General features: G+C 70.2%; 12 protein-coding genes. 3 read left to right on the plus strand and 9 right to left on the minus strand.

Going from position 1 to position 21,404, the window contains the following annotated elements; genetic code table 11:
* Positions 1-876: 876 nt before the first annotated feature.
* On the minus strand, positions 877-2,361 hold the full coding sequence (locus ACN469_RS00550; RefSeq protein ID WP_498763055.1) for a hypothetical protein: 1,485 nt from the start codon (positions 2,359-2,361) through the stop codon (positions 877-879).
* Positions 2,362-2,566: 205 nt separating this feature from the next.
* Between ACN469_RS00550 and ACN469_RS00555 the strand changes: the two genes are divergently transcribed.
* Entirely contained in the window at positions 2,567-3,094 is a 528-nt protein-coding gene (locus tag ACN469_RS00555; RefSeq protein ID WP_498763057.1) for an SHOCT domain-containing protein, read from the plus strand.
* A gap of 78 nt (positions 3,095-3,172) precedes the next feature.
* On the opposite strand, the gene ACN469_RS00560 is transcribed toward ACN469_RS00555, so the two are convergent.
* The 3 genes from ACN469_RS00560 to ACN469_RS00570 form a co-directional block, all read right to left on the minus strand.
* Positions 3,173-4,360, minus strand: coding sequence for an NAD-dependent epimerase/dehydratase family protein (locus ACN469_RS00560; RefSeq protein ID WP_498763059.1), 1,188 nt, complete (start codon positions 4,358-4,360; stop codon positions 3,173-3,175).
* Between the two features lie 93 nt (positions 4,361-4,453).
* Complete coding sequence (locus tag ACN469_RS00565) at positions 4,454-5,749, minus strand: NTP/NDP exchange transporter (protein WP_498763060.1); 1,296 nt, start codon at positions 5,747-5,749, stop codon at positions 4,454-4,456.
* 101 nt (positions 5,750-5,850) lie between these two features.
* Positions 5,851-7,149, minus strand: coding sequence for a pyridoxal phosphate-dependent aminotransferase (locus ACN469_RS00570; RefSeq protein WP_498763062.1), 1,299 nt, complete (start codon positions 7,147-7,149; stop codon positions 5,851-5,853).
* Between the two features lie 374 nt (positions 7,150-7,523).
* Here ACN469_RS00570 and ACN469_RS00575 point away from each other — a divergent pair, with 374 nt between their 5' ends.
* Both ACN469_RS00575 and ACN469_RS00580 read left to right on the plus strand, forming a co-directional pair.
* Positions 7,524-8,531, plus strand: a complete 1,008-nt coding sequence (locus tag ACN469_RS00575) for a DUF1028 domain-containing protein (RefSeq protein WP_498763064.1) — start codon at positions 7,524-7,526, stop codon at positions 8,529-8,531.
* 152 nt (positions 8,532-8,683) lie between these two features.
* On the plus strand, positions 8,684-9,496 hold the full coding sequence (locus ACN469_RS00580; protein ID WP_498763066.1) for an AMIN-like domain-containing (lipo)protein: 813 nt from the start codon (positions 8,684-8,686) through the stop codon (positions 9,494-9,496).
* A 108-nt stretch (positions 9,497-9,604) separates the two neighbouring features.
* On the opposite strand, the gene ACN469_RS00585 is transcribed toward ACN469_RS00580, so the two are convergent.
* The 5 genes from ACN469_RS00585 to ACN469_RS00605 form a co-directional block, all read right to left on the minus strand.
* On the minus strand, positions 9,605-11,569 hold the full coding sequence (locus ACN469_RS00585) for a 4-alpha-glucanotransferase (protein ID WP_498763067.1): 1,965 nt from the start codon (positions 11,567-11,569) through the stop codon (positions 9,605-9,607).
* Between the two features lie 126 nt (positions 11,570-11,695).
* Positions 11,696-14,884 carry an efflux RND transporter permease subunit gene (locus ACN469_RS00590; protein ID WP_498763069.1) on the minus strand — a complete coding sequence of 1,063 codons (3,189 nt, stop codon included), beginning with the start codon at positions 14,882-14,884 and terminating at the stop codon, positions 11,696-11,698.
* Positions 14,885-14,923: 39 nt separating this feature from the next.
* Entirely contained in the window at positions 14,924-16,165 is a 1,242-nt protein-coding gene (locus ACN469_RS00595; RefSeq protein WP_498763071.1) for an efflux RND transporter periplasmic adaptor subunit, read from the minus strand.
* A gap of 197 nt (positions 16,166-16,362) precedes the next feature.
* Positions 16,363-17,349, minus strand: a complete 987-nt coding sequence (locus tag ACN469_RS00600; RefSeq protein ID WP_498763073.1) for an ADYC domain-containing protein — start codon at positions 17,347-17,349, stop codon at positions 16,363-16,365.
* Between the two features lie 194 nt (positions 17,350-17,543).
* On the minus strand, positions 17,544-21,356 hold the full coding sequence (locus ACN469_RS00605) for an nSTAND1 domain-containing NTPase (RefSeq protein ID WP_498763074.1): 3,813 nt from the start codon (positions 21,354-21,356) through the stop codon (positions 17,544-17,546).
* Positions 21,357-21,404 lie beyond the last annotated feature (48 nt).

Raw genomic sequence — 21,404 nt, forward strand, 5'->3', positions numbered from 1 at the left:
CCGAGGGTGGAATCCAGCACGTTCAGCCCGCCGCCAGGTCGCTCCGCAAGCTGGCGCTTTCGCGCAAGCGTTTGGCGCTGACGCGGAAAACTCATTCTACCGACTGAGCCACTATGCCCTGGTCGACACGCGCCACGGCGCGGGTCTCACGGGGGGATGCAGTCAACGATGGTGCGAAGGGAGAGACGAATGTCGCACGTCGCGCAGCAGTCGGGCCAGCGGGTTCCGGGGGGAAACACCAGGCCAGACGGTGTGAAGCGTGGAGGTAGGGGACGGGGAGTCACGGCCCGGAAGGCGGGGACTCGCAGCAGCAGAGGGGAGCGCCTGAGCGCGCTGGAAGCACCAGAGGGGGACATCGCGGTACCAGAGCTGGCCGCCTTCGCGGGGGCGAAGCGCGGACAGCTCGCGGTGCTGACGAAGTCGAGAGCACTGGGACTGCTCCGGGGGGAGATGGAACTTGTAACGCGGGTGGCGTCCATGCGCCCGCAGACGTTTGGCTGGGCGCAGACCCTGGCGCGATTGCGAGCAGTCTCGCGTCCCGCGGAGTACTGGCCCTAAGCCGGATTCAAGAGGGGTGCGGGTGCTTGGGGCACCGCGGCATCCCAAAAAAGCAGAGCAGTCGGCATGCGCACCGGGGGGCGCGCATGTTCGTGAAATCCAAGCTTCGCGGGAGGGGTCCAAGGCCCTCCTGACACATGCAGGGCGGGTAGGAAGATGGCGCCGCGGGGGCGGTGCCATCCGTGGTGGGGGACCCGGGGGTGACGCTCTTCAGAGGGGGAGAGCGAACCTGAGCAAGGGTCATTCCGGGGGGTGCTCCGAGTTCATCGGGGCATCCCCCGTTGCTTTTTGACGGGCGACACTTCCACTTCAGCCGAGTCACTCCACGCGCAGCGTCGCGGTGCCGGTGAGGGTGCGGTTCAGGGTGAGCCACAGCGCGTCGCCCGCGTCGTCCACGGAGGCGAAGTAGTCCGCGTCGGCGGCGAGGACCTGCTCGTCCAGCAGCACGCGCGACGGCGGCGTGGACACGGTGTAGCCGCGCAGCACCACGACGGGGTGCTCCAGGGCGCCACGGCTGGAGTCGAAGCGCAGCTGCGCGCGGTCGCCGTTCACGCGCGCTTCCCACGTCGCATACACGGGGTTGTAGCCAGGCACGGCGAAGGGCACGGAGTCCGAGCGACCGACGCCGCCGGGCCCTTGCGTGGCCACGGTACCCTCGGTGGCGGTCAGGCGCACGGCCTGCCAGGACTCCACCTCCGAGGCGCGCTTCAGCACCGGGTCCTCCGAGTGCGTCCCCAGCACCATGAAGACGGAGTAGCTCTGGTGGGGGTGGCCGGAGAGCATGCCGTCATCGCCGTAGCGCGCGTACTGGCGCCAGCCGAGCGCGCCGTAGTTGCTGCCCCAGGCCATGCGATGGGAGCGAGTCGTCGTGGGGAGCTGGTACTGGTTGAGCTGGTAGGTCCAGTTCCAGTCCTCGGGCATGGGGCCATTCGCGGCGCGCTGTCCCCAGCCCTGTTGGTAGAACCAGTAGCCGCCGGCGGGTTTCTGGAGCCAGGGCTCGGTCTGCACCACGCCCATCTCCGCGTCGGGCGCGGTGGTCCACATGCGGGTGTACGGGACGACGTTGGGCTCGCGGTAGTCCCAGCCGCTGGCCATCGTCACCGGGGAGGACAGCGTCACGAAGCGGTGACGGTCTCCCCAGCCGAGGCCCGCGATTTCGGCGTTCGCGTTGCCGTCGAACAGCAGGTCGCCGTAGGGCGAGCGCACGTCCGCCTCCAGCGCGTTCGGCGGCACGCTCGAGACATCATGGGTGATGGCGTAGAGCGGATGGTCCCGGCCCGTGGCGAAGAGGTAGTGCACCGTCACCTGGACGATGTGGCCACCCAGTGGCAGGGGCCAGCGGAACTCGTGCAGCGCGTGGTGGCGGCCCTCGAAGAGCGTGCGGCCAGTGCCGGCGACGCCCTCCGTCCAGTTGCCCCAGGTGGCCCCGGCGCGCAGGTGGCACGTCACCATGCCCCAGCCGGGAACACCGTCACTGGCGCCGTCACAGGTGCGCGCGGCGCCGTTCGTCTCGTAGACGTAGCGGCGGAGGTAGCCACCGTGCCAGCCGGCGGGGTCCGCGGCGTCGTTGCGCACGAGGAAGGCCGAGCGGGGTGTGCAGTCGCCGTCGTGCCATGTGTAGCGGTCCGTGTGGAAGCCCTCCAGGTCCACGTTCCGCTCCAGGCTCAGCGGAGCGCAGGAGCGCGCCTGCCCGGAGCCCGCATCCGGAAGGACCTCCTTGCCGCCGCAAGCGCCGAGCGACACGGCAAGCAGCACGGCCGCACCGCGCCGCCCGGGCGAGAGCAGGGCCAGCTGAGGCATCATCGTGAGTCCTTTCGAGTGTGCTCCCGCGCGACAAGCCATGCCCCGCGGGTTCATCCCCGGCGGATGCGCCGTGGACCATCATCGCATGGGGTCCGCCCCGTGGGTTTCAGCTCGGGCACGGCTCGCTTAGAGTCGTGGAACACATCCCTCGTGGACGGACGGCGCACCCCAGCAGGCAAGGCTCATTCTTCAAGGTGAAGTGGTCATGATGGAGCTAGACAACACCCGTTTCGTCTTGATGGGGGGCTGGGCGGTCTTCGCCGTGGCGGGCTGCTGGTTCTTCGGGCACTGGCTTTACTCCTTCTGGAAGCACCAGCAGGTCCGCCAGCACGGGATACCCGCCGAGGCCACATTGCTGCGCCTCGAGCGGACCGCGATGCGCATCAACAAGGCGACGGTCTACAACCACCTGCTCCAGGTGAGAGTGCCAGGTCGCGCGCCCTATGAAGTGTGGTTGCGAAGCCGGGCGCACGACTGGAACGTGCGGATGATGGCGCCGGGACTGGAGCTCAAGGTCAAGGTCGCTCCGGAAGACCCGAAGCGCGTCGTGGTCATGGGCCCCCTCGTTCCGCAGGACCTGGGCAACCTCACCGCCCTCCTGGCGGGGCGTCCCGTCAGCACCGCGCCGGACCCGGTGAAGTCCCTCGCGGACCTCCAGCGGATGCTCGGCGAGGGGCTCATCACCATGGATGACTTCGAGCGGAAGAAGGCCGAAATCCTCGGCCGGCTCTGAGCGCCTGGAGCACCCGGGCCGAACAGGCCCGGACGCCCTCCGGCCGGCGCGTCACCGTCATCCGCGCCTGAGCCCACCTCAGCCCGCGTTGGCGTTGCCCTTGTCGTGCTCCTGGTGCCACGCGGCGAGCACTTCCTTCTCCCGCTCCGGCTTGATGCCCGACTTCAGCTTCGCCTGCCGCTCGGCCGGCTCCGCGTTGAACCAGGTCACCGTGTCGCGGACCGTCTCCTCCAGCGGGCGGAAGGTGAGCCCCGCCGCCAGGGCCTTGTCGATGTTCACCCGCAACAGGCCCGCGTCCTCTCCCGTGGGCGACACCCAGACCGGCATGTCACCGAAGGCCTCCACCTTGTGCTTCTCCAGGAAGGAGGGGTGCGCCCAGATGAAGCGCGCGTCGCTGTTCAGCGCCTTCTTGCTGCGCTCCAGGAAGTCGCGCATCAACAGCGGCTTCTCGGGCCCGGTCGCCGTGTACTGCCCCGCCAGCTTCTTCTCCACGCCCAGGATGATGAACGCGGCCAGATCTCGCGCGTCGATGAACTGGGTGGTGTCATGCCCCGTGCCGGGCGCGAGCACCTCGCCGCCCCGGGCCACGCGCACCGGCCAGTACGTGAAGCGGTCCGTCGGGTCATCCGGGCCGACGATGAGCCCCGGGCGCACGTTGAACACGCGGCCCGGCATCGCCGTCTCCGCGGCCTTCTCGCACAGCGCCTTCAGCGCGCCGTAGTGCTTGTCCACATCCTCCGTCGTCACGTCCGCCACCGTGGCGACAGGCGCCGTCTCCGTGAGGCCCGGCTTCGACGCGTCCTTGTAGACGGAGATGGTGGACACGAAGGTGTAGTGCCCCACGTTGGGCGCGAGCAGCTCCGCCGAGGCCTTCACGATGCGCGGCACGTAACCCGACGTGTCCACCACCGCGTCCCACTTGCGGCCCTCCAGCGCCTTGAGCCCCTCCGCCTTCGTCGGGTCCCGGTCCCCCTGGAGCTTCTCCACGTTCGGGAAGAGGCCCGGATTCGTCTTGCCCCGGTTGAACAGCGTCACCGTGTGGCCCCGCGCCTGCGCGGACTCCACCAGCGCCGGCCCCAGGAACTTCGTGCCGCCGAGGATGAGGATGCTCAAGGGCTTGTCCGCCTTCGTGGCTCCAGCCCCCTGGCCCTGGGGACTCGGCGTCTCGGACGCGCCACCCGACGCCCCCGAGGTGGCACAGCCCATGGCCCAGAGGGAGCCCACCGTCACCGCGCCTTGAATCAGGTCTCTGCGAGACAGCTTCATGTCGTGTCGTCTCCTGCTGCGACGTTCGTTTCAACCCTCGCGCCCCACCCGCGGCGACGAGGAAGCACTGCGAGGAAGACTCCGGACTCCACTTCAGCGAGCCGCGGCATTATCGGAGGCCACGGGCACCAACGCACCCTCGGACTCCCGGGACAGCCGCCGCTGCTCCCGCCCCAGGTACAGCGACACCCCGAGCCACAGCCCCGCCAGCGGCACCGCCGCCAATGACAGCCCCGTCATGCCCAGGCCCAGCGCCGTGAGGCCGCCCTGCAACCACGCGCTCACCGTGTCGCTGCCCCGGTACACCACCGTGTCGATGAAGCTCTTGGACTTGTAGCGCGCCTCCCGGTCCACCGTGGTGAAGAGGATTTCGCGCGAGGGGCGCTCCAGCGCGTAGTGGCTGGCACCTCGCAGCGCCTTGAAGGCCACCAGCACCCCGAGCACCGGCACCGCCGCCAGCCCCAAAAAGCCCAGCCCCGTCAGCACCGGCGCCACCGCCAGCGCCGCGCCCAACCCCAGCTTCGAGATGACGCGCCCCGTGACGAGCGTCTGGAGCGCCAGCGTCAGGAGCTGCACGTAGAAGTCGATATCGCCGAACAGCGCGGTGCGCGAGGCCGCGTCCTTGCCCACCTCCGCCACCATCTTCACCTCCTGGAAGTACAGGAAGGTGGACGTGGCCGCGTAGAGCAACACCTGGAGCCCGAGCGCGAGCAGGATGGGCGACGCCACCAGGAGCCGCAGCCCCGCCAGCACCCCGCCACCCACGGGCCCCTCCGCCGACGCGGGCTGGTGCTGGACGTCCCGAGCCCAGCGGCTCAGCCAGCGCACGCACTGCGCGCTCACCTCCAGCAGCACCGCGGACAGCAGGATGAGGTTCACCGGCCCCACCGGCTCCGCCAGGCGCCCCACCAGGAACGGCCCCACCAGCATGCCCGTGGTGCCACCCGCGGCGATGAAGCCGAACAGCCGCTTGCCCTGCTCGCCGGCGAAGACGTCCGTCATGAAGCTCCAGAAGATGGAGACCACGAACAGGTTGTAGACGCTCAGCCAGATGTAGAAGACCCGCGCCACCGGCTCCTTCGCCACCTCGAACTTCAGCAGCACGAAGAAGGCCAGGAGGCTGACCAGGAAGAAGCGGTAGACGCGCGGCAGCACCACCCGCCGGGGCCAGCGCGCCACCAGCGCGGAGAAGGCCGGCACCGCCAGCAACATGACGATGAACGTCGCGGTGAAGAGCCACGGCAGGCCCTTCACGCTGCCCGCCGTCCCCATCTCGTTGCGGATGGGACGCAGGATGGCGTAGCCGCACATCAGCGTGAAGAAATAGACGAAGGACCCGAGGACCGCGCGAACTTCCTCGTCACGTACATCCACGAATCGCTTGAGCATTGGCACGAAGTACCCGGCTGAACTCCAGCCCTTTCCGTGTATTCCCGAACCCCGCGCCCGTCGAGTACGTCGACGCCGCGCGGGGCCCGGCACCAGCGGCGCTACTTCGCGGCGAGCACCTCGCGCAGGGTGGCCTCGACTCGAGGCAGGGCCTGCTGGATTTCCTCCACCGACGTCGCGCCCACGGACAGGCGGAACCAGCCCGTGTCCTCGCTCAGGCCGAACGCCTGGAAGGGCACCACCGCGAGGCTGGCCTTCTCCAGGAGCAGCTTGCGGATGTCGTCATTCGTCTTCAGGCCGCCCTTGCCCACGAGGTCGAACTGGACGGACAGGTAGATGGCGCCCTGGGGTGCGATGTGCCGCACCGGCAGCCCCGCCTCGCGCATGCGCGTCAGGCCCGTGTGCAGCGCCTCCAGGCGCGCGTCCACGCGCTGGCGCATCTCCGTCAGGAAGGACTCGGTGGCGGGCACGTCTTCCAGGTAGCGCGCCACCGCGACCTGCTCCGCCTTGGGCGCCCACGCGCCGACGTGGCCGAGCACGTCCCGCATGCGAGCGATGATGGCCGGCGGGCCCACGCCCCAGCCCACGCGCACGCCCGTCGCGGCGAACGCCTTGGAGATGCCGTCCACGAACACGGTGTACGGCGCCACTTCCGGCACCAGCTCCACCGGCGTCACGTGCTTCACCGCGCCGAAGCTCAGCACCCAGTAAATCTGGTCGTACATCAGGATGAGCGGCTTGCGGCCCTGCTTCTCGCGCTCGCGGTTCTCCGCGACGACTCGCTCGCAGATGGCGCCCAGCACGTCGGACGAAATCATGGTGCCCGTGGGGTTGAGCGGGCTGCACAGGCACAGCAGGCGCGCGGTGCCCAGGTGCGGCGTGAGCTGCTCCACCGTGGGCATGAAGCCGTGCGACGGGTCCGTCGTCACGACGACGCCCTTGGCGTTCATCATGTGGACGTAGTGGTTGTTGTTCCACGACGGCACCGGGTAGACGACCGTCTCCCCGTCATCGAGCACGGCGCGGTACGTGCCGTAGATGATGGGCCGGGCGCCGCCCGCGATGACGATGCCCTCCAGCGGGTACTTCAGGCCCAGGGCGCGCTCGTAGAAGCGCTGCACCGCCTGGCGTAGGTCCAGCACGCCATCGGAGGGCGGATAGTTCGTCTCGCCCGCCTGGAGCGCGGTGGCGATGCCCTGGCGCAGGCCTTCGGGGATGGGGAACTCGCGCGGGCTGAAGTCGCCCACGGTGAGGTTGCACACCTTGCGCCCCTTGGCGACGAGCTCACGGACCTCCGCGGCGATGCGGAGAATCTCGCTGCCTACGAGGCCCCGCGCCATCGTGCCAATGGAGGCGTCGTCCCGCGAGGGACGTGGGAGGGAGGTGAGGTCGAGAGCCATGGGGAATCTGTCTCCGGTTCGTGCGCGTGAGGGGGAGGACGCGGGCTGCGGCCGGGCGCGGACCATACCCGCCACCCGGGCCCTTGTGGGGCGCGTCTGAAACTTCTGGGGGAGTGCCACGGCTACAATTTTCCCGGAAGCGGGATGCGTGGGGCAGCCGGGCCGGCCGGCCCTCCTCGGGCCGTCGGTCCTCCCCCTGAATCCGGTGCTTGACGGCGCGCAAGGGCCTCCGAGGCTTTCCGATATGTCTCGGAGGGGCGTGGCGTTCATGGAGCCAGCAACACACACACTCCATTCCCAGACATGCGAGGCCGCCCTTCGTGTCGAGCGACGCTTGCTCGGCCCCGGCGGAGCCTTGTGTCCCGAGGTACGTCATGAAGCCGTTCAAGCGTGGCCTGCTGCTCGCCGCGTCCGTGTTGCTGGGCTCCACCCAGGCGTCCGCGGCGGACCGTCCCTTCAATCCGAGCCTCTTCGGCACGCGCGCCGTCGTGGCCTGTGACGCGGCGGAGCAGTCCTGCGGAATGGCCGTCATCTCCTTCCCCAGCGGCGTGAGTGGACTGGTGCCGTACGGACGCTCGGACGTGGCGGTGGCCACCATGGCGCTGCCCTCGGTGGATGACGCGCAGGCGGTCATCGCGCGCATCGACTCGGGTGAGGAACCCCAGGCAGCCATCGACGGCGTGCTCGCATCGGACCCCTATGCACCCATCCGACAGCTCGCCGCGGTGAAGCTCCACCCGGATGGCCGCGTGACGGTGGGCCAGCGCTCGGGCTCGGAGAACAGCGCGCACACCTGCTCCGTCCTCGGCGACACCTTCGTGGTGCAGGCCAACAACATGACCACGCCCGACATGTGTCGAGCCATGGCGGACGGCTTTCGTCAGGCACGAGGCAGCCTGCCGCAGCGGCTGTATGCGTCTCTCAAGGCCGGCGCGCGCGTGGGCGGTGACCGCAATGGCGAGCGCTCGGGGGTCATCCGCGTCTGGAACACCTCCAGCGAGACGGCCTTCTATACGCATGTCCTCGCGGAGGCGGTCGTCCACGGCAGCACCCGGGCGTTGCAGGAGCTGGGCGTGGAGCTGAACCGCTACCAGGGCACGCTCGCGGATGTGTATGCCGCGGACCGGGTGACGCTGGATTCCGACACGGCGCGCGACGTGAAGCACGTGCTGCGCAAGCTCGGCTACTACCACGGCCGCATGGACGGGAGCTGGTCCGACGCCGCCGAGCAGGCCCTGTATGACTTCAACTGGAACAATCTCTTCTTCCTGAAACCCACCGTGGTGGAGAACGGCAAGCGGAAGATTGACGGGGTGCTGGTCAACTTCCTGCGCGACGCGGACCTGGGCGCCTTCGTGCGCGCGACGTCCTCGGCCGACTGAAGTCCCTCGGGTAGGGCGGGCCCTTCGCCGTGCTCGGGCGGAGGGTCTGTCGTCTTCTCGTCATCGTGTCCTCGGCGGGAGGCTGGCACCGCGAGCGCTGTCGTGAGAGAGGGAGTTCCTCACGGCCTCTGTGGGCCGACAGGGGAGGAACGATGAAGCGTGCCGGACGCTGGCTGTCGTCGCTGTGGCTCGCCGGGTGCCTCGTGGCCACCGGATGCTCGAAGAAAGAGGAAGCGCCGCCCCACCCCGCGGCCGAGCTGCCTCCTCCCGATGACACGCCCGCGCAACCTTCGACTCCGCCCCTGGGAGCGATTCCGCGCGAGGGCGAGGCCGCCGCGAAGCCTCCCGTGCACGTGGTGACGGGGGGGAGCCCGAGCGTGCCTGTCGGCGGTGGCGCGCAGGACGACGAGGCACTCCCCGCTCCGACGGAGGCTCCCGAGGGCGCGCAGCCCAAGCCGTCCACCGGCACGGGAGCGGGGACTCCGTCACCGTCCAGCGGTAGTGGGTACACGCCCGAGGACCCGAAGAACCGCGAGTGGACCTCGAGTGCGGTGGACATGAAGCGCCAGGATGCGCCGAGGGCCACGCTGAGTTCGGTGCGCGCGGGGGCCCATCCGGACTACGACCGCGTGGTGTTCGAGTTCGAGGGGGCGCAGCTCCCCGGCTACCACGTGGGTTATGCGAAGGAGCCGGTGGTGCAGTGTGGCTCGGGAGACCCGGCGTCGCTCGCGGGCAAGGGCCAGCTCCAGGTGACCTTCACTCCCGCGCGGGCCCACACCGACCAGGGACAGCCCACCGTGGCCACGCGCGAGCTGAAGCCCGCGCTGCCCGTCCTTCTCGAACTGGAGCGCACCTGTGACTTCGAGGGCGAGGTGACGTGGGTGCTCGGGAACAAGAGCGTTCAGCCGTTCCGCGTCCTGGAGCTGCGCGAGCCCACGCGCCTCGTGGTGGACGTGAAGCACTGAGCGCGCCACGGGGCGGCGGACCTGATGCGAGAGTGGAGACTCACCTCGCTTCGCGGTCCGCCTGCTTCCCTCGTGCGACGCCCATTCCGGCGCGAGAAGCGGGAGAGGCTATGGGCCTTCCCTCAGTGACTCCGCGAGCTGGTCGAGTCCCGCGAGCAACTCGCGATGTTTCTCCCGCGCTGGCGCGCCACCGGCTCGCAACGCCATCGCCAGCACGCCGGGGAGGTTCATCGCGGCGTCGCCTCGAAGCCGCTCGCGATACTCGCGCATCCAGTCCGTGGGCGCGCGCAGCGACCAGTTGCGCTCGTCCACCGTGCCGGGCTCGTTGTACGTCTCCGGTATCCCCAGCAGGTCCGTGAAGAACACCATGACGTTGCGCGCGCGACTGGCGAACAGGTCCGCCAGCTTCGCCTGCGCGAGCTTCCCCGGGTCCGTCGCCAACCCTCGCGCGAAGGCCTCACGCTGCTCGGGCTCGGGACACAGCCGCGTTGACAGGTAGTCGGCCTGCGCTCGCAGCGTGCCACGCCACTGCCAGTCGCCCACCAGTCGCCACAGCGACTTCGTGTCGTGGTTGCCCACCATCATCCAGTCCTCGGGCGCCACGTTCTCACTGCGATACACATCCGCCGGGTTGCCCAGGTCCGCCTTCTGCGTGACGCGGAAGCGCCCCAACCCGTAGCGCGCCATCACCCGCCCCAGCGGAAACGGCAGCGTGCTCAGCACCTCGCCCAGCAGGTCGCCCAGGTCCCTACCGTTGCGCCGCGCCGCCGCGACCACCGTGTCGAAGAGGACGCTGAAGCGCTGCACCTGCTCGGGCGTGAGCGACTTCACCTCGCCATCCGCGTACCTCGGCAGCGAGCGGTCCAGTTGTTCGGGGCCCACCAGCGCGTAGCGCGCCAGCTCCGGATGGCCCTCCAGGTCCGGCGAGGAGAAGAGCCGCGCCCCGTGCTGCACTGCCCCCAGCGCATCCCACTGCCCCGCGCGGTACACCCACGGGCACACCAGTCCATGGGGATGGTCCAGCCGCAGCCCGTCATACTCGGCGAACATCTTGTCCACGCGCGCGTCCATGAAGCGCAGCACCGCGCCGGGCCGGAAGCCCGATGAAGGCCCCTCTCCGCCCTCCGCGAAGTACTGCTCCGGGTCCAACACCGGGTAGTTCCACGGCTGGCCCTCGGGATTGGTGCGACTCGGCGGCGCCCCCATCTGGTACGTGCGCAGGAACAAGCCCTGCCACGCCCACGCATCACGCGGCGAGAAGCCAATCTGCAGGTCGCCATAGAGCTTCAGTCGCAGCGCCGCCGTGTGCGCGCGCAGGCCCTCATGCTGCGCATGCACCAGGAACTGGAAGAAGGCATAGCGCTCCAGTGCTTCCGCGTACTGCGTCTCCAGTGCCTGCACCCGCGCGGCGGCGACACCCTCGGCTCCCTGACGAGGACTCCACAGCCGTCCATCCAGCGAGTCGGCCCACGGCCTCCAATCCAACACGCCCTTCTCCGCGCACAGCACCTCGAAGAGCGCGTCACGCAGCAGCCACGCCCGGTGACGCTGACGAAAGGTGTTGAAGCGCGATGACACCTCACGCAAGGCGGCCGAAGCCCCCGGACTCTCGCGCTGGAGACGAAACGACGTCCACGCATCATCGAGCGCCGCGAGCTGCGCGCGGAAGGCCCATCGGTAACGCTCCCCGGGACTGGACGAACGCGAGCGCCCTTCCACGAGCGCGGACACGCGGCCCTTCGGGAGCAGCGCGCCCCAGGCCTCGTCCTCCAGCGCCGCGAGCGCCACATTGAGCACGTTGCGCGAGAAGAGCGTGCCGTCATACGGCGAGGCGTTCGACTCCGACGTCTGGCCCTGGGGGCCCAACTGGATGCCCGTGAAGCCCAGCGAGTGCGCGGCGTCCAGGAAGCGGGCCGCGCCCTCTGAATAGGGCGAGCCCCGCCCCGTGTCCTCGTGAGGAAGACTGGGGAAGCTGGGGTCGTGGATGCTCAGGACCAGGTTGCGGACATCGAGTGAGGCCAGGGCTTGGGTGACGAGTCGACGATGGTCTTCAGGCAGCAAGGCTCGGGACATGGCGGATGGCGACCGACCCTAGGTTCCCCCGAGCGACACGCCAACCCGCTTCTCGGGCCGACGTTCAACATCCGTCCGAGGACGACACTCCGCGCGGCTTCACGGACACTGCGCGCGGGCCAGGTATCACTTCTGTCGGGACTGGGGCGCGGGCCGGGGCTCGCCGCCTCCGCCCGTGGAGTGCGGGCCTTGGGGCGCGCGGAGGTGGAAGACCTTGCGCAGCTTGCGGCCCATCCACGTCCGCCCATCCACCAGGATTTCGTACACCGTCGGAATCACCAGCAGCGTCAGCAGCGTGGACGTAATCGTGCCGCCAATCACCGCGCGGCCCAGCGGTGCGCGGAAGTCGCCACCCTCACCCGCGCCGATGGCCACCGGAATCATGCCCGCTACCAGCGCGAAGGTCGTCATGATGATGGGGCGCAAGCGGATGCGGCCCGCCTCGATGAGCGCCTCGCGCAAGGGCATGCCCTTCTCGTGAGACCACTTCGCGAAGTCGATGAGCAGGATGGCGTTCTTCGCGACGATGCCCATCAGCAGGATGACGCCGATGAGGCTCATGATGTTGAGCGTGTCCCCGGTGATGAGCAGCGCCAGCACCACGCCGATGAGGGACAGCGGCAGCGAGAGGAGGATGGCCAGCGGGTCCAGGAACGAGCCGAACTGGATGACCAGGATGAGGTACATCAGCAGCACCGCGACGCCCAGCGCGAGGAACACTCGCGAGAACACCTCCTCCTGGTCCGCGGACTCGCCGCCCGTCGTCAGCGTGTAGCCCGCGGGGAGCTGCACCGCGTCCACCCGCTTCTGGATGTCTCGCATCACCTCCGTCAACGAGCGGTCCTGCACGTTCGCCTGCACGTTGATGACGCGCTCGCGGTTGAGGTGCGTGATTTGCGCGGGGCCGAGCGCCTGACGGATGTCCGCCACCTGTCCGAGCGGCACGAGCTGCGGTGCGCCGCCTGGCGCCGCGCCCACCATGAGAGGAATCCGCGCCAGGTCGTCCGGGTTGTCGCGCGCCTCGGGCGCCAGCCGCACCATGACGTCGCGCGTCTCTCCAATCGGGTCCACCCAGTCCCCCACGTCCAGACCCGCGAAGGCCGGCCGCAGCACCTGGGCCACCTGCCCCACCGTCACCCCGAGCTGACCCGCGAGCCCCCGGTTCAGGTCCACCTCCAGCTCGGGCTTCTGGCCTCGCGTGGAGAGCCCCACGTCCACCGCGCCGGGCACCTGCTCCATTTCTCGCTGCACCTGCTGCGCGAGCTCGGTGAGCTTCTTCTGGTCGGGCCCACGCAGCTCCAGCTGAATCTGCTTCATGGCTCCGCCAAAGCCCGACGTGAAGACAGACACCTTCGCGCCGCCCACGCTCGCCAGCTCCTTGCGCAGCCTGCTGCCCAGCGCGTCCTGGCTCACGTCGCGGTCCGCCTTGGGCGTCAGCCGCACGTACACCAGCGCCTGGTCCACACCGGGCGCGCTCATCGGCAACGGCACGCCGATGGTGCTGTACGTGTAGGCCACCTCCGGGTGGGCTCGGGCGACACGGGTGACCTCCTCCACCTTGCGGCGCGTGTACTCCAGGCTGGAGCCCGGTGGCGTCTCCACCAGCAACTCCACCTCCGAGCGGTCACTCACGGGGACGAAGCCCGCGCCACCCACCGTGCCCTGGAGCACCAGCGCGCCCACGAGCGAGCCCACCGCCACCAGCACCATGGCGAGCCGGTGGTCCAGCGCCCAGGCGATGACGCCCTTGTAGCGGTCCGCCTGCCGGTCGAACCACGTGTTGAAGCGGGTGAGGACGCGGGAGATGAAGCCCTGCCGCGCGCCCTTCTCTACCTGCGGGTCCGCCCAGTACGCGCTCAGCATCGGGTCCAGCGAGAAGGACACGAACAATGACACCAGCACCGCGCAGGCGATGGTGAGGGCGAAGGGCTTGAACCACTGGCCGGCCACGCCGGACATGAAGGCCACCGGCACGAAGACGGCGACGATGGAGAACGTGGTCGCGGACACCGCGAGGCCAATCTCCGACGTGCCGTCCTTCGACGCCGTGTAGTGATCCTTCCCCATCTCGATGTGGCGCACGATGTTCTCGCGCACCACGATGGCGTCGTCGATGAGGATACCGATGGCCAGCGTCAGGCCGAGCAACGACATCGTGTTGAGCGTGAAGCCGAAGGCCCAGACGCTGATGAACGCCGCCAGCGCGCTCACCGGCAGCGCGAGGCCGGTGATGACGGTGGAGCGCCACGAGTTGAGGAAGAGGAACACCACCAGCACGGTGAGCAGCGCGCCCTCCACCAGCGCCGACTGCACGTTCTCCACCGCGCTCTCCACGCGAACGCCCGCGTCACGGACGATGGCCAGCTTCACGTCAGCCGGCAGTTTCTTCTGGAGCGCCGCCACGCGCTCGCGCACGGCATCCGCCACCTCGGTGGTGCTGTAGCCCTTCGTCTTCAGCACGTCGATGCCCACCGCCTGCTTACCGTCATAGAGCGCCAGCGTGCGAGGCTCCTCGGAGCCCACGAAGACGTCCGCCAACTGCCCCAGCCGGATGACCTGGCCGTTGCGAGTGGTGACCACCATGTCTCGAAACGCCTCGGGGCTCTCCAGGCGCCCCTTGAGGCGGATGGACTCCTCTCCGAGCTTCGAGTTGATGCGCCCCACCGGCGCGGCCAGGTTCTGCGCCTGGAGCGCCGTGACGACCTCCGCCAGGGAGATGCGCGCGGCCTGGAGCGCCTCCGGCTTGAGCTGCACCGTCATCTCCCGCTCGACACCACCGACGACGTCCGCCTGCGCGACGCCGGGCACCGAGCGGAGCTCACCCACCACCAACGGGTCCGCCACGCGGGACAGCGCGGCCACGTCGAGCCGCTCCGAGGTCAGCGTCAATGAGACGATGGGCGCGTCCGCCGGGTCGAACCGCGTGAGGACGGGCTCCTCCATCTCCCGAGGCAGGTCGGCCCGCTTGCTGGAGATGGCGTCGCGGATGTCCTGCGAGGCCTCCTGGATGTCCTTCTCGAACTCGAAGAACACCGTGAAGGTGGCCAGGCCGTCGGTGGCGGTGGCCGTCGTCTCCTGCGGATCCACGCCGCTGATGGCGAAGATGGCGTCTTCAATCGGCTCGACGATTTCGCGCTCCACCGTGTCGGGTGCCGCGCCTGGGTAGACGATGCTGACAGCGATGACCGGCGCCTGGACGTCCGGGAACTCGTCCGTCTCCAGTTGCCACAAGGCGACGATGCCGAAGATGACCAGCGTCACCATCGCGGTGATGGTCACGATGGGGCGCTTGATGGCGAAGTCGGAGATGAACACGAGGGCTCTCCCGGAAGGAGTCGAAGGGACGCGGCGAACTCAGGGCGCCGGCTGCGGCGCGCCCTCCGAGGCTTCGCTCGGTGAAGGTGTGGGACGTGACGGCGCGGACGTGCCTCGCGTCCCAGGGACCTCGGAACCTCCACCGCCGACTCCAGGCCCCTCGTCTCGTGTCCGCTGTTCTCCCGGACGCGGCGGGTCCACCTTCACGCGCGCGCCATCAGTGACTTCGTCGCGCGCGGAGCCGAGCAGCACCACGTCGCCCTCCTGGAGTCCCTGGCGCACCTCCACGCGCTGCTCGACGTCGTCTCGCAGCCCCAGCGTGACGGGCACGCGCTCCACGCGCTCGTCTCGCACGCGCATCACCCCGGGCTTGCCCTCGGTGTCATCCACCGCGCCCAGCGGGATGGACAGCGCTCGCACGGCCTTCGCGGACACGCGCCCTTCCGCGAACAGCCCCGCGAGGAGCTGGAGGTCCGTGTTCGGAATCGCCACGTAGAGGCGCACCTGCCCCGTGTTCGGGTCCACCACCGGGTTGATGCGCTCCACCTGCCCGGTGAAGGCGTTGTCACCGTAGCCGGTGACCTTGAACTCCACCGGCGTCTGGACCTTCACCTGGTCCAGGTTCGCGGCCGGCACCGACGCCTCCAGGCGCAGCGTGCGCGGGTCCACCACCGTGAACAACGGGGAGCCGGGTTGCACGACGTCGCCCACGTTCGCCTGTCGCTCGCTCACCACGCCCTCGAAGGGCGCCACCACCCGCGTGCGTCCGAGCTGCTGCTGGGCCAGCGCCTGCCGGGAGCGCGCCTCCGCGAGCTGCCCCTTCGCCTGCGCCACCGACAACTGCGCCCGCTCGAAGTCGCGCTGGGTGATGACCCCCGCCTTGGCCAGCTTCGCGCTGCGCTCCTGTTCGGCCTCGGCCACTTGCAAGGCACTGCGCGCCGTCGAGACGGCCGTGCGCGTGGCGATGAGCTGGTCCCTCAACGTCGCATCGTCGATGCGCGCGAGTTCCTGCCCCTTCTTCACCACCTGCCCCTGCTGGGCCTTGATGTCGAGGACCGTGCCGCCCACCTGCGCGCGGACCGCCGCCGCTGTGCGGGCTTGAAGCGTGCCGGAGATGCCGGGGCCGGAGCGCAGCTCGCTTGGCTCCGCGAGCGCTACGTTCTCCTGCCCCAGCGTCAGAATGGGCTCCGCGGGCGGTGCCGGCTCTCCCGAGCCCTTCTTGCACCCGGCCACCACGCAAGCCGCCGCCAGCAGCAGGCCCCACGTCCCGCCAGCCGCCATCCGTCTCGTCCGTTGGGCTCGTCTCACCGCGCGTCTCCGTCCTCCGCCGGTCCCTCCCCTGCCCCCGGCGGGCCGGCTAAACGTGGTGTCGGCCCCTTGCCGCCGGAAGTCGCACGCCTCCGCTCCTCGCCCCAGGAGACAGAGGCAGGCCGCCCGCTCACGCCCTGAATGGGCAGCCAGGCCCACCAGGCGCTCGACTACAGGGGCCCTTGCGTCACCGCGGGCGGGACTTCGCTCATCAGCAGCGTGCCGAGCAGGAAGTTCTCCTGCTGGCCACACGTCGGGAGCGCCGTGCGAGAGGGGCACGTGACTTCCTGCTGCGCACGAGTCGTCGGCGTACGGCAGCGGGCGCCCTCGGCGTCCCACTCCGCCTCCACGGCCCAGCCCTCGGAGTCGTGCTGCACGCCCGAGGCGTCGTACAGGTTCACCCAGTTCCCATCCACCGTGTACGAGGTGCCGTCACCACAGAAGTCCGCGCGCACCATGCGGGTGCAGGCCTGGTGCAGCGGCGCCATGCTGCTCCCCGTCGACGTGGTGGCCCAGGGGCGGTAGCCGAAGCGCACGCACTTGGCGATGGCCGCGCCCTCACACGCGAAGGTGAAGGTCTGCGTGTCCTCGATTTTCGCGCCGCCACCGGCGACGCCCTGGCGGTAGTCCCAGCGCCCCACCATCGGAATGGCACCGAGCGCGGAGCCATCCGCGTCCTGACACGCGGGCTTCCACGTGTTGTCCGCCAGCGAGTAATACGAGACGCGGTAGGACCAGACGTCCTCGCTCTGGCCCCCGCGAGGCTGGATGCCGTCCACGCGCAGCGCGACGGTGTCGCCACTGCCCAGCTCTCCGACGAAGCGCGCGCCGAGGAAGTCCATCCCGGACAGCACCGAGCCGTCCTGCGCGTCGGCGCGGAACACGCTGCCATCCAGCCACGTCCGCGTCAGAGAGGATGCGCCCGTCTCCGCGCGCTCGGCGCCCGCGAAGCGCACCGCCACCAGCATCTGCCCCAGCTCGGCGCTGTTGAGATTGCGCCCGTTGAGATTGCGCCCATTCAGGTTGCGCCCGTTGGGCGAGGACAGCTCGGCCACCTGGGTTCCCAGCGTGTCGTGCGCTCCTTCATCCATCGAGTTCCCACACCCCACCAGCCCGCAGGCGACAACCATCGCCCCCACCATCCGCCACGCCGCCATGCCCCGTACCTCCCCGACCCCGCCCGACTGCTGGACTCAAGGTTCGCAGGAGCCTGCCCGCTCGCAAGCCGGAGTGATGACCACGCGACACGCGCATCGCCCGCCAGGCGGGTGCATGCAGGCACGGCAGGACAGTCAGGCGGTTCCATCGTCCGGTAGCCGGGGTGCTCCCTCAGCGGGCGAGCGAGCACCTCTCAGGGTGCGGGCGAAGCAAGGTCCGCGCACACCCGCAGGCCCATCGTCACGTCGCGCAGCGAGGGCTCCGGAAGCTCCCGGTTCGTCGCGCGCGCCGAGGTCGCCGCGAAGGAGAAGCTCCCACCGCGGGCTACCGCCCGCCCCGGCTCCAGCCACGAGCGCGTCCACTCCCAGACATTGCCGGCCATGTCGTCCACGCCGAAGGGACTGCGCGACGCGGGATGACTGCCCACCTCGTCCGGACCGAAGCCTCCCGGCTGCTTGCCGTACGTGGCGTCGATGTTGGCGTCGTCCGGGCCCAGCCTGTCGCCATGCGGGAACTCGCGCCCGTCCACTCCGCGCGCCGCGCGCTCCCACTCCAGCTCCGAGCACAGCCTCGCGCCCGGCACCCGGCCGCTGAACGACAGCCACGACACGTACTTCTCCGCATCCGCGAAGGAGATGCCGCTCACGGGGAAGCGGCGCCAGTCCTGCTCGCCCCGTCGCGTGCGATTCGCATAGCGCACGGGCTCCCCCGCGCGCGCTTCGTACGGCACATTGCCGGGCTGGAAGCGCAGCCGCCAGACGTCGTCCACCTGGTCGAGCGAGAGGTGTCCCGAGTACCCACCCGTGCCCACGTGGGGCAGGTGCGAAGCGCGCAGCTCGGGAGACATCGACTCGAGGAAGGCGAGCCAGTCTGCATACGTCACCTCGTGGCGCGCGATGAGGAAGCCCGGCACCTGCACCGCGTGCTGAGGCACCGCGTTGAAGAACTCACGGACGCTCGCATCGGCGGCGCTGCCGAAGCGCACCTCACCTGGCGGAACGAAGACGAAGCCCGCGGGAATCGCTCCCACGCGCGGCAGCCGCAACTCCAACCGCCGAGCCTCCCCGCGCCGCAGCAACAGCGGCTGCGTCACCGCCTCGTGGTTCGGCGCGCGCAGCGTGAGCTGGTAGGGCCCGGGCGGGACGGAGACGTCCATCCACGGCTCCGACTCCAGCGGCAGCGCCGCGCCCGGCTGCTCGTTGCCGAGCGCATCGTGCATCAACGGACGCAGCTCCACCTCGACGTCGTGCGCGGCGACATCCAGGATGAGGCGCGCGGGCGCGGTCCACCGCGTCCAGCGCTCACCCCGCATGTCATAGAGCCGCAGGCGTTGCAGGAGCGTGGGCAGCGCCGCGGTCTCACCGTCCTGTTCGGCCCACAGGGCACGCTCGAAGAGGAAGTCCGCGAGCGCGTCGCGCACGTCCGGCCGCTCCGGTGCCAGGGCCAGGGCCCGCTCCAGCCGCCCCGAGACTCCGTCGAAGCGGTGTCGCAGTTGCGCGGCCCGGGCCACGCTCTTGCTCCACAGCCGGTCCGCGTCCGGCTTCTGGCCGCTGCCATAGAGACGGAAGGCCTCGGCGCGCTCGGAGTGGAGCAGGTCCTTTGTCTCCACCACCGTGTCCAGGGAGAGCCGCGCCTCGTCCAGCTCCGCGCGCACCTGACGCTCCAGGCTCCAGCGCTCGCGCAGCTTCAGCCCGCCGTACACCAGGCCCAGCGACAGGATGAACCCCGCGGCCAGCGCATGACGCACGCCCCGGCTGCGCACGAGCGTTCGACGCGAGGCGCGCAGGAAGTCCTGCTCGCGGCGCGTCAGCTCGCCCGAGTCCAGCACCGCCGCCTCGGCGAGCTGGCGCGGTCCCCACAGCAGCTCGCGCGAGTGGTTCAGCTTCTCCCAGTGCGCGGCGGCGGTCTCCAGCAGGGCCTGAATCTCGCGGCGCTCGGCGGCCTCCGCGAGCCAGCGCGCCAGGGAGTTCCAACCCGACAGCAGCACCTCGTGGGCCAGCTCGTAGGACGTTCCTTCCGGGGCCTCGCGCGCCACCAGCAGGCGGGCCCGGACGAGCGCCTCCAGTGCCGCGCGGTAGCGAACGTCCTCTCCCGCCAGCTCCCGGTCCGTCTTGCGTGCGCGCGTGCCGTCGGCGGTGACGAGCCGCAGCAGCACGCCACGCGCCGCCGCGCGCTGGTCCGGCAAGAGCCGCTCCACCGCCGCGTCCGCGTGTTTCGCCAGCGCGCCCGCCACGCCGCCCAGCGAGTCCAGCGCGGCCTGGGTAATCACCTGCGCCTTCACGTCGCGGGCCTCCCACAACTCCGCGAGCGCGAACTGGAGCAACGGGAGCCCGCCCTCGGCCGCGGCCGTGACGAGCGAGTCCACCAGCGCCTCCGACTCGAAGCGCACGCCCTTCACGCGCGCGGGGCCGGTGACGGCCTCCCGGGTCTCCTCGGCGGTGAGCGCGCGCAGCAGGTACAGCGCGCGCGGGACTTCCGCGCCCAGGCCGGGCACGGAGGTGAGCCGGGTGAGGAAGTCGCTGCGACTGGAGGCCAGCAGGCGCACGCCACTGGCACCCTCCGCGAGCCCGCCCAGGGCCTGTCCCGCCAGGGCCGCCTCGAGCGGCTCGGCCAGTGTGGCCAGCTCCTCGAGTTGATCCACGTAGACGAGCAGTCCCTCGCGGGCGCCCAGGCGAGCCCGGAGCTTGCGCACCAGGCACGAGGGCTCCGAGCGGAGTGCCTCGGCCAAGGGCTCCTCCTCCACCGACAGGAGGGGTGCGAGCGCCGCGGCCAGGGCCACAACGGGCTTGCGGCCCGGCACCAGTCGGACGGAGTGCCAGCGGCGTCCATCCTCCAGTCCGCCCTCTGTCACCGAGGGGAGGATGCCGGCCAGACACAGGGAGGACTTGCCCACGCCGGAGTCGCCGGTGATGAGCAGGAAGGACTCGGAACGCAGCCGCTCCAGCACGGAGCGGCACTCGCGGCGACGGCCGAAGAAGAGGGCGCGGTGCTCGGCCTCGAAGGCGCGCAGGCCCCGATAGGGATTTCCCTCGGGCACCTGGGTCGGGACGTCCTCGCGCGACAGGGCCTCGAGCGCCTCCAGCAGCAGCGCGGCGGAGCCGAAGCGCTCGGAGGGCTCTCGGCGGAGGCACCGGTCGATGACCCCCGCGAAGGCGGTGTCGACATGGGGCGCGACGGTCGCCAGGGGGAGCGAGTCCTGGGTGCGGACCACATGGGGCAGCTCGCGCCAGACGACGTCGCGGAAGGGCCCACGGCCGACACACAGCTCGTAGAGGACGATGCCCAGCGAGTACACGTCGCTGCGCGCCGTCAGGTCCTCGCCCGCCCAGGCCTCGGGGGACATGTAGTAGGGCGTGCCCACCAGCGCGCCCTGGGGCAGCGAGGGCAGGAAGACACCGTCCAACGAGCGCGCGGAGAAGTGCGGGTTGGCCTCCGGGTCCAGGTCCGCCGGCAGCTCCGGCGGGGGGGCGTTCCGGGGAGGCGCGGCGTCATCCGGGCCCGCGGCGCTGTCCAGGAGCTTGGCGAGCCCGAAGTCGAGCAGCTTCACGGCGCCGCTCTCCGTGAGCACGGCGTTGCCGGGCTTGATGTCGCGGTGGAGCACGCCTCGACGGTGGGCGGCGCTCAGGCCCCGGGCCAGGTCCTTGCCGATGGTGAGCACGCGCTCCCAGCGCAGGGGCTTCACCAGCCGGTCCAGGCTCATGCCCCGGATGAACTCGGAGATGAGGTAGGGCTGCTCGTCGAGCTGTCCCACCCGGTAGAGCGTGACGACGTTGGGGTGTTGGATGCGCGCGGCGGCGCGGGCCTCCACGAGGAAGCGGGCCAGGGCATTGGGGCCCAGCGCGGGGATGAACTTCACCGCGACAGGGCGTTCGAGGAGCGTGTCCTGGGCGAGGTACACGCGGCCAGTCCGCCCTCGACCGATGGGCCGCACGATTCGGTACTCGTCGAACTCCAGGGGCGGAGCCCACGCGTCTGGCGGGGGCGAGGCTGCAGGGATTCCCACCATGAGGGCGTATGCATCCCCTATTGGAACAGCAACCCTCCCCAGCGTGGA

Origin of the sequence: Corallococcus terminator (genome assembly GCF_049194865.1) — a bacterium.
Taxonomy (GTDB): domain Bacteria; phylum Myxococcota; class Myxococcia; order Myxococcales; family Myxococcaceae; genus Myxococcus; species Myxococcus terminator_A.

Excerpts from the sequence above, each read along its gene's own strand:
- ACN469_RS00600 (WP_498763073.1), bottom strand. The coding sequence starts at position 17,349 with ATGGCGGCGTGGCGGATGGTGGGGGCGATGGTTGTCGCCTGCGGGCTG.
- ACN469_RS00595 (WP_498763071.1), bottom strand. The coding sequence starts at position 16,165 with ATGGCGGCTGGCGGGACGTGGGGCCTGCTGCTGGCGGCGGCTTGCGTG.
- ACN469_RS00580 (WP_498763066.1), top strand. The coding sequence starts at position 8,684 with ATGAAGCGTGCCGGACGCTGGCTGTCGTCGCTGTGGCTCGCCGGGTGC.
- ACN469_RS00605 (WP_498763074.1), bottom strand. The coding sequence starts at position 21,356 with ATGGTGGGAATCCCTGCAGCCTCGCCCCCGCCAGACGCGTGGGCTCCG.
- ACN469_RS00560 (WP_498763059.1), bottom strand. The coding sequence starts at position 4,360 with ATGAAGCTGTCTCGCAGAGACCTGATTCAAGGCGCGGTGACGGTGGGC.
- ACN469_RS00555 (WP_498763057.1), top strand. The coding sequence starts at position 2,567 with ATGATGGAGCTAGACAACACCCGTTTCGTCTTGATGGGGGGCTGGGCG.
- ACN469_RS00570 (WP_498763062.1), bottom strand. The coding sequence starts at position 7,149 with ATGGCTCTCGACCTCACCTCCCTCCCACGTCCCTCGCGGGACGACGCC.
- ACN469_RS00585 (WP_498763067.1), bottom strand. The coding sequence starts at position 11,569 with ATGTCCCGAGCCTTGCTGCCTGAAGACCATCGTCGACTCGTCACCCAA.
- ACN469_RS00550 (WP_498763055.1), bottom strand. The coding sequence starts at position 2,361 with ATGATGCCTCAGCTGGCCCTGCTCTCGCCCGGGCGGCGCGGTGCGGCC.
- ACN469_RS00575 (WP_498763064.1), top strand. The coding sequence starts at position 7,524 with ATGAAGCCGTTCAAGCGTGGCCTGCTGCTCGCCGCGTCCGTGTTGCTG.
- ACN469_RS00565 (WP_498763060.1), bottom strand. The coding sequence starts at position 5,749 with ATGCTCAAGCGATTCGTGGATGTACGTGACGAGGAAGTTCGCGCGGTC.